Raw genomic sequence first — 7,563 nt, forward strand, 5'->3', positions numbered from 1 at the left:
CGTCGTGGGTGCGCGCGGAGACAGCGCGCTCGCGCAGGTGATCCGCGCGGGCTGCCCGGCGGCCCTCGATCTGACCGGGCGCACGTCCCTGACCGAGCTTGGCGCTCTGGCGGCGCGGGCGGCATGGGCGATCGGCAACGATACCGGGCCGATGCATCTGGCGGCCGCCGTCGGGTGCCCGTGCATCGTGCTGTTTTCGTCGGAAAGCGATCCGGCGTTGACCGCACCCCTCGGCCGTCGGCCGGGGCAGGTGCGTGTGTTGCGCCGCGCCGATCTGGCGGCTTTGTCGGCGGCCAGGGTTGCAGCCGCCCTGAACTGACGCCATTAGAGGGACTTTCCTTTCCGGTGGAGTTCCCCCCAATGCCCGCGATCACGCTGCCCGATGGTTCCGTACGTCCGTTTGACGGTGCGGTGACGGGCACTACGGTGGCGGCGTCCATCGGGCCTGGTCTCGCCCGTGCGGCCATCGCCATGGTCCTCGACGGGCGCGAGGTCGACCTGTCGACCCTGATCGAGACCGACGCCTCGGTGCGTTTCATCACCCGCAAGGATGCCGAGGCGCTGGAGATGATCCGCCATGACTGCGCCCATGTGCTGGCCGAGGCGGTTCAGGCCCTCTGGCCGGGCACGCAGGTGACGATCGGCCCGTCGATCGAGAACGGCTTTTATTACGACTTCTTCCGCAACACGCCGTTCACGCCCGACGACTTCGCGGCGATCGAGGCGAAGATGCGCGAGATCATCGCCGCTAACGCGACGTTCGAGCGCGAGGTGTGGCCGCGCGACCGCGCGATCGCGTTCTTCGAGGAGCGGGGGGAGCGGTTCAAGGCCGAGCTGATCCGTGATCTGCCCGAAGACATGCCGATCTCGATCTATCGTCAGGGCGAGTGGCTCGACCTGTGCCGCGGCCCGCATATGCGCGGTACGGGTGATGTCGGAACCGCGTTCAAGCTGATGAAGGTGGCCGGTGCCTACTGGCGCGGCGACCATCGCAATCCCATGCTGACGCGCATCTACGGCACGGCGTGGCGTGACCAGAAGGAACTGGACGCGCACCTGCATCAGCTCGAGGAGGCCGAACGCCGCGATCATCGTCGCATCGGGCGTGAGATGGACCTGTTCCACATCCAGGAGGAGGCCGTCGGGTCGATCTTCTGGCATCCCAAGGGCTGGCGCCTCTACACGGTGCTTCAGGACTACATGCGTCGGGCGCAGACCCGTGGTGGCTACGAGGAAGTGCGCACACCGCAGCTGGTCGACCGCGCGCTGTGGGAAGCGTCCGGCCACTGGGACAAGTATCGCGAGCACATGTTCATCGCGACCGTGGAGGACGAGGAAAAGACACTGGCCCTCAAGCCGATGAACTGTCCGTGCCATGTGCAGATCTTCCGCCACGGTCTGCGCTCCTATCGTGAGCTGCCTTTGCGCATGGCCGAATTCGGCGCGTGCCATCGGTATGAGCCGTCGGGCGCCCTGCATGGCATCATGCGTGTGCGATCATTCACGCAGGACGACGCGCATATCTTCTGCACCGACGACCAGATCGCGGCGGAGACGGCACGTTTCGTGACGATGCTGGCCGACGTCTATCGCGATCTGGGCTTCGAGTCGTTCCGGGTGAAGTTTGCCGATCGGCCGGAACAGCGGGCCGGGTCGGACGAGACCTGGGACCGCGCCGAGGGTGCGCTGATCGAAGCGTGTCGTCTGGCGGGCGTGGAGTACGAATATAATCCGGGAGAGGGCGCGTTCTATGGCCCGAAGCTGGAGTTCGTGCTGCGCGATGCCATTGGCCGCGACTGGCAGTGTGGCACGCTGCAGGTGGATTACGTGCTGCCCGAGCGGCTCGATGCTTCCTATATCGGCGAGGACAGCGCCCGGCACCGGCCGGTGATGCTGCACCGCGCCATTCTGGGTAGTTTTGAGCGGTTCCTCGGTATTCTGATCGAACAGCACGCGGGACGCTTCCCGCTGTGGCTGGCCCCGGTGCAGATCGTCGTGGCGTCGATCGTCACCGATGCCGAGCCCTATGCGCTGGAGGTCGTGTCTGCCCTGCGGGCCGCCGGTCTGCAGGTCGAGGCCGACGTGCGCAACGAGAAGATCAACGCCAAGATCCGCGACCATTCCCTGGCGCGTGTGCCGGTCATTCTGGTCGTCGGCCGAAAGGAGGCCGAGGCCCGAACCGTTGCGATGCGTCGCCTGGGCGGCGCGGCGCAGGAGGTCGTGGCGCTTGACGACGCGATCGCGACCCTGGCGGAAGAAGCCCTGCCCCCGGATCTGCGTCGTCATGGCGGTGCGGCATCCGGCCGCTTTGCCTGTCTCCCGGCGTAAGCCGGGACTCGGGGGGCCGCGGCCGCGGTTGAAATGCCAATGGTGCGCGGGTGCTCTGCTCGCGCTCCGGGCGTCGCATGCTTGATTTTTTGGCACAATGCGGCCCATAGTGCCGCCGACCACAGGAAAACGCCGCGTGGACCGGTATCTCCCCTTTTCGCAGGCGGGATTCGGTCCTATGTCCGTTGCCTGTTTTAGAAAGAGCTACAGGAGCCGACCATAGCCAGACCGCCGATGCCCGCGCCGCCGACGCGCGAAGGGCCCCGCGTCAACGAAGAAATCCGTGTTCCGACCGTTCGGTTGATTGATGCGGAAGGTGAGATGGTGGGCGTGATCGCCACGCGCGAGGCTCTCTCGCGGGCTTATGCCGTTGGTCTCGACCTTCTTGAGATCAGCCCGAACGCCGAACCGCCGGTCGTGAAGATTCTCGATTACGGGAAATTCAAATACGAGCAGCAGAAGAAGCGGAACGAGGCGCGCAAGAAGCAGAAAGTCATCGAGATCAAGGAAGTCAAGGTTCGTCCGAACATCGACGAAAACGACTACCAGGTTAAGATGCGCGCCATGAAGTCGTTCATTGGCGAAGGTGACAAGGTGAAGGTCACGTTGCGCTTCCGCGGGCGCGAAATGGCCCATCAGGAACTGGGCATCAAGGTGCTCGAGCGTATTCGTGTCGAGATGGACGAACAGGCCAAGGTCGAGCAGATGCCGCGGCTTGAAAATCGTCAGATGATCATGGTGCTGGCACCGCGCTGAGGGCGCGGCGTCGTCATTGATCGGGCGTGATCCCTACCGGGGGTCACGCCTTTTTTGTGCGCGTGTCGTGACGAAACACGCCGGGTGTCAGGCTCTGTGGGTGTCCATCCCGGCACATGACGGATTGAAGGCAGTGTCATCGTCCGTGCGCCATTTCGGACGCGGGGCGAGGCGAAAGCTTTCGATCAGACGGTTGACCAGTTTTGCCTCGTTCGCGAGGTTCTGGCATGCGGCGGTCGATTCCTCCACCATGGCCGCATTCTGCTGCGTGTTCGTGTCGATGGCCTTCACCGTCAGGTCGAGTGATCGCAGCCGCCCCGACTGTTCGCGCGCGGCGGTCGTGATCGCGCTCATGGAGGCGCTGATGTGGCGCACGTCTTCCACGATGACGTTCAGGGCCTTGCCTGTCTCGGCCACCGATTCGACGCCGCTCCTGACCTGTGCGTCGGACGTGTGAACCAGCTCCCGGATGCCGCGCGCGGCATCGGTGGAGCGGTGCGCCAGCGTACGTACCTCCTGCGCTACGATCGCGAACCCCCGGCCCGCGTCCCCGGCACGGGCGGCCTCGACACCCGCATTGAGGGCAAGCAGATTGGTCTGAAACGCGATCTCGTCGATCATGGCGACGATGGTGCCGATCTGGCCGGACGACTTCTCGATCTCGCGCATCGCGGCGATCGCCTCGCCAACTACAACTTCCGACTTTTCGACATTGCCGTTGGCCCGGGCGACGGCCTGGCGGATCTCGTCGGCATGGTCGGCCGTCGTCTGCACGCCTTCGGTGATGTGGGCAAGCGAGTTTGCGGTTTCCTCCAGAGAGGCGGCCTGTTGCTCGGTCCGGTTGGACAGGTCGGCGGCGGCGAATGCGATCTCGCCGATCGCGGTTTCGATCGCCGCGGCGTTGTCGCTGACCGTCCTCAGCGCATCGTGCAGAATCGCGACCGAGTTGTTGAAGTCGTCGCGCAGTGTTTTGTACCCCGGCGGAAGGTCCTCCTGGATCCGGTAATGCAGGTTCTTGTCGGCGAGTTCGGTCAGGGCGCGTGAGATGACATCGCAGACCGTTGTCTGTTCCCGCGCCTGCTGCTCCAGAAGGCTGCGGCGGTTCCGTTCGGCGGCCTCGATATAGACGGATGTGGCCAGTTCGATATCCAGCAGTACCGCTTTGACCAGTGCGCAGACCGAATCGGCCAGGTCCGGGCCGGTGGTCGTCGGGCGCGCGAACAGACCGGTCGTCCGGGGCACCCGTGTCTCGATCAGGTTGCGTACCAGATGGTCGAGAACCAGCGTGTAGCCGCCGACATACCACTGAAGGTCGAGATCGATGCGGGCGTGCACCTCGCCGATGGCGCGTACCTTGTCGGCGTAGTCCTGATCGAAGTGCGCATCGGCCATGGTCTTCCAGTGCCGGGCCTGCGCCGAACGGGCATGGTCCATCTGGTGGCCGGTTTCAAAAAAGGCGGCGGCCTCGGGCGTGCGTCGCACCTGCGCGTAAAACCGGTCGAGGCCGGCCGGCACCTGTTCGGACAACCACGGACGCAAGGCGCGGAGATGCTCGCGCTCGGCCCGGCCCATCTGAATGAACGCCAGACGACGCTCCACGTCAGCGATGCCAAGCGGCTCTCGGGCGGTAGACTGCGTATCGGGCTCTTTTTTCAGCATATTCGGTCGGATCCTGCAAAACGGGATAACGATCGAAGGCGGCCGCAACACCTCCTGCCGACCGTCGGCGGCTCCTGTTGTCCCTTGCTGGTATTACCAGACGGTAAACAAGGCCCGGACTTCAGGCATGCAACGTCCGATAGGGCGACCGCGGCCGTTAGGCTCCCGTCAGGGCGCGAGGACCACGGTGGCGGAGGCGACGGCCGAGACGGTCTGGTCCTGCGCCGTGGCCTGCGGGTCGACCTTGGCCATGCGCGCCATCATCATCACCGGGCGCGGCGCGTAGCCATCCTCGGAGACCGACAGGGTCGCGAAATGCCGCACCTTCAGCCCCATGGCCTGGGCAATATCGTCGGCGCGGTCTCGCAGGCTGGCGATCGCCCTGTGGCTGGCCTCGCGCTGCAATCGGGTGCGGGTCTCGTCCGCGAGTTGCCAGTCAAAGCCGGTCAGGGCGAGGCCGGAGGTCTGAAGGCGCCCGGCCAGGTCGAACACAGCGGCAGTATTGGCGGTCGCGGCATTGAGCGTCAGGGTCTGACGGGCCGTCCAGGTCGTGGAGGCCGGATCGCCGGTATGGTCCATCTCGTACTGACCGATCGTGGTCGTCACGTCGTGAAAGGCGGCGGTTGTCGAGACCGCACCGTGGATCATGGTGTTGACCGCGCGTTGGGCGGCGGCGGCGGCTGGAGCGGTGCGCTCGGCCGCGAATGTCGCGACCAGCCGGTCCGGTGCCGCCGTCACGCTCCCGCGCGCCTCGATGGACAGGCGCGTGGTCGTGTCCGTCGTGTCCGTCGGCTGCCCCACGGGCTGGGCCTGGGCGGCGGGTGGCGCGATGACCGCCAGCAATGCGACGAGACTGAACGGAAGGGCAAGACCGTGCCTTCGTGTCGGGCGGCGGCTGTGGGCGCGATGGGTCATGGCGTGTCGTGTTCCTCCCGCAGGGCGACGAGCGCGCGGCGCAGGCGCGTGATCCCCAGATGCGTCCGGCCTTGCTGGCACAGGCCGATCCCTTCCTCGCGCAGGGCGCGCACATCATTGGGCAGCGGCTGCTCGCTGCTGTCGTCTATGGCTTGCAGCAGCATGGCGCAGAACCGCGGCCCGTTGCTGGTGACCGTCACCGGCGGAGCGCTTTCGCCTTCCTCCGGGCTGAGCTGCGGGCGCTCCTCGCCGGATGGGGCTGCCGGTGCGCTGGTGTGGCCGGCGTTTAGGGCATCCGTGCCGCGTGCGTCATCCTGCGGGGCGGCACGCGCCGGAAGGCACGTGCACGCCACCAGCAGGGCGGCGGCGACGCATGGAGGGTAGAGACGTTTAAGCATCGCCGGCACGTTAACGCCCATCACCTGTCTCCGGCGTGAGGTGAAGATGAAGCCTGTGTCATGGCAGCCGTTCCCTGTGGCGCGCAGGGCAGCAGAAGGCGTGCCTCCAGCCCCGGCTGCGCCTGGCGCAGGTCCAGTTCGCCGCCATGCAGACTGGTGATGGCCTGCACCAGCGACAGGCCAAGACCCGACCCTGGCGTGTCACGCGCGGTGTTCGCGCGATAGAACCGTTCCGACGCACGCGCGAGTTCATCGGGCTGCATGCCGATCCCGGTATCGCGCACGCTGATGACCACCGCCCGCCCGCGCGGGCCGTAGCCGCCACGACCGGGCTGGAGCAGTGCCGTCAGGGTGACCGTGCCGCCGGGCGGAGAGAACTTGATCGCGTTGTCCAGAAGATTGGCCACGGCCTGCTGGATCAGGGCCGCGTCCCCGTAGAACGGCAGTGTGTCGGACAGGTGCACCGCCAGCGTCAGCTCGCGCTCTTCCGCCACAGCTTCGTAGAGTTCGGCGATGTCGCGCAGGCGGGGCGTGAGATCAAACGGCGTGAAGGCCGCGCGTCGGGCGCCGGCCTCGATCTGCGCGATCCGCAGCAGCGCTTCGAAGACGGCCGTGATGTTGTCCAGATTGCCGACCGCGGTGTCAATCGCGGCGCGCAGCTCGTCGGGATCGCGGGCGTGGAGGGAGGCATCCTCAAGCAATGTGCGTGCGCGCGCGATCGGGGTGCGCAGGTCGTGGGCAATGGCATTGGATACCTCTCGCACCCCGTCCATCAGGCGGCTGATGCGGTCGAGCATATCGTTGATCGTGATGGCGATCTGGTCGAGTTCCTGGCCGCTGCCGGTCACGGCCATGCGGCGGCCGAGGTCTCCCTGCGCGATGGCGGCGGTGGTGCGGGTGATCGAGTGGATGATGCGGCGGAACAGGCCCCTGACCAGCAACGTCCCGCCGATCGCAAGGATCGTCAGCATCACCCAGGCCCACAGCAGTGTGTCGGTCAGCAGACGCCGCAGGATATCGCGCCCGCGTACGTCGCGACCGACCAGAAGCCGGAACCTCTCCGGCAGGTCGAATGCGTGGATGACCACGACGCCCCGGCTGCCGGAGCGCGATATCTGCAACTGATACCAGCGATCGGCGCGCGTGATCGTCCGGGGCCATGCCGTCAGGTTGCCGGCGATGACACGTCCGGCCGGATCGACCAGCAGATAGATCGCGTCATCGTCGACATTCTGTTCCAGACGCTCCTCGATCGTGCGGGCGAGGGTCGGCAGGCCCCCGGAAATCCACTGATCCGACAGCGCACCCGCATCGGCCGTCACAGCCTGCTGCACACGGCGTTCCATCATGCCGACCGTGCCCCACCAGACGACGGACAGGAACAGCAGCGACGAGACGACGAACACCATGCCGTACACCAGCGCGAAGCGCAGGCTGACCGACCGGCTGCGCCACCAGCGCAGTGGGCTGACGCCGCGTGGTGCCCGGCGTGGCGCGGGCCGGGCTG

General features: G+C 66.3%; 7 protein-coding genes. 3 read left to right on the forward strand and 4 right to left on the reverse strand.

Features of this window, described 5'->3' with window-relative positions:
- The 3 genes from HUK82_RS12810 to infC all read left to right on the forward strand — a co-directional run.
- A partial coding sequence (locus HUK82_RS12810; protein ID WP_305144410.1) for a glycosyltransferase family 9 protein occupies positions 1–319 on the forward strand: 319 nt, incomplete at its 5' end.
- Positions 320–360: 41 nt separating this feature from the next.
- Complete coding sequence (thrS, locus tag HUK82_RS12815; RefSeq protein ID WP_176614335.1) at positions 361–2,328, forward strand: threonine--tRNA ligase; 1,968 nt, start codon at positions 361–363, stop codon at positions 2,326–2,328.
- Positions 2,329–2,562: 234 nt separating this feature from the next.
- A complete protein-coding gene (infC, locus tag HUK82_RS12820; protein WP_176614336.1) occupies positions 2,563–3,084 on the forward strand; it encodes a translation initiation factor IF-3 in 522 nt (173 codons plus the stop codon).
- 87 nt (positions 3,085–3,171) lie between these two features.
- On the opposite strand, the gene HUK82_RS12825 is transcribed toward infC, so the two are convergent.
- The 4 genes from HUK82_RS12825 to HUK82_RS12840 all read right to left on the reverse strand — a co-directional run.
- The gene (locus HUK82_RS12825; protein WP_176614337.1) at positions 3,172–4,743 is read right to left on the reverse strand and encodes a globin-coupled sensor protein; all 1,572 of its coding nucleotides are present in this window, start codon (positions 4,741–4,743) and stop codon (positions 3,172–3,174) included.
- A gap of 168 nt (positions 4,744–4,911) precedes the next feature.
- The gene (locus tag HUK82_RS12830; RefSeq protein ID WP_176614338.1) at positions 4,912–5,658 is read right to left on the reverse strand and encodes an SIMPL domain-containing protein; all 747 of its coding nucleotides are present in this window, start codon (positions 5,656–5,658) and stop codon (positions 4,912–4,914) included.
- The gene (locus HUK82_RS12835) at positions 5,655–6,077 is read right to left on the reverse strand and encodes a hypothetical protein (RefSeq protein ID WP_176614339.1); all 423 of its coding nucleotides are present in this window, start codon (positions 6,075–6,077) and stop codon (positions 5,655–5,657) included. The genes HUK82_RS12830 and HUK82_RS12835 overlap by 4 nt, the downstream gene beginning before the upstream one ends.
- Positions 6,077–7,563: sensor histidine kinase (locus HUK82_RS12840; protein WP_394367501.1), on the reverse strand; the 1,487-nt coding region annotated here is incomplete at its 5' end. The genes HUK82_RS12835 and HUK82_RS12840, both read right to left, overlap by 1 nt.

This window comes from Ameyamaea chiangmaiensis (assembly GCF_013376175.1).
Taxonomy (GTDB): Bacteria; Pseudomonadota; Alphaproteobacteria; order Acetobacterales; family Acetobacteraceae; genus Ameyamaea; species Ameyamaea chiangmaiensis.

What these genes read in the sequence shown, in the direction of transcription:
- thrS (WP_176614335.1), top strand. Translation starts at nt 361, where the DNA reads ATGCCCGCGATCACGCTGCCCGATGGTTCCGTACGTCCGTTTGACGGT.
- HUK82_RS12835 (WP_176614339.1), bottom strand. Translation starts at nt 6,077, where the DNA reads ATGGGCGTTAACGTGCCGGCGATGCTTAAACGTCTCTACCCTCCATGC.
- HUK82_RS12825 (WP_176614337.1), bottom strand. Translation starts at nt 4,743, where the DNA reads ATGCTGAAAAAAGAGCCCGATACGCAGTCTACCGCCCGAGAGCCGCTT.
- HUK82_RS12830 (WP_176614338.1), bottom strand. Translation starts at nt 5,658, where the DNA reads ATGACCCATCGCGCCCACAGCCGCCGCCCGACACGAAGGCACGGTCTT.
- infC (WP_176614336.1), top strand. Translation starts at nt 2,563, where the DNA reads ATGCCCGCGCCGCCGACGCGCGAAGGGCCCCGCGTCAACGAAGAAATC.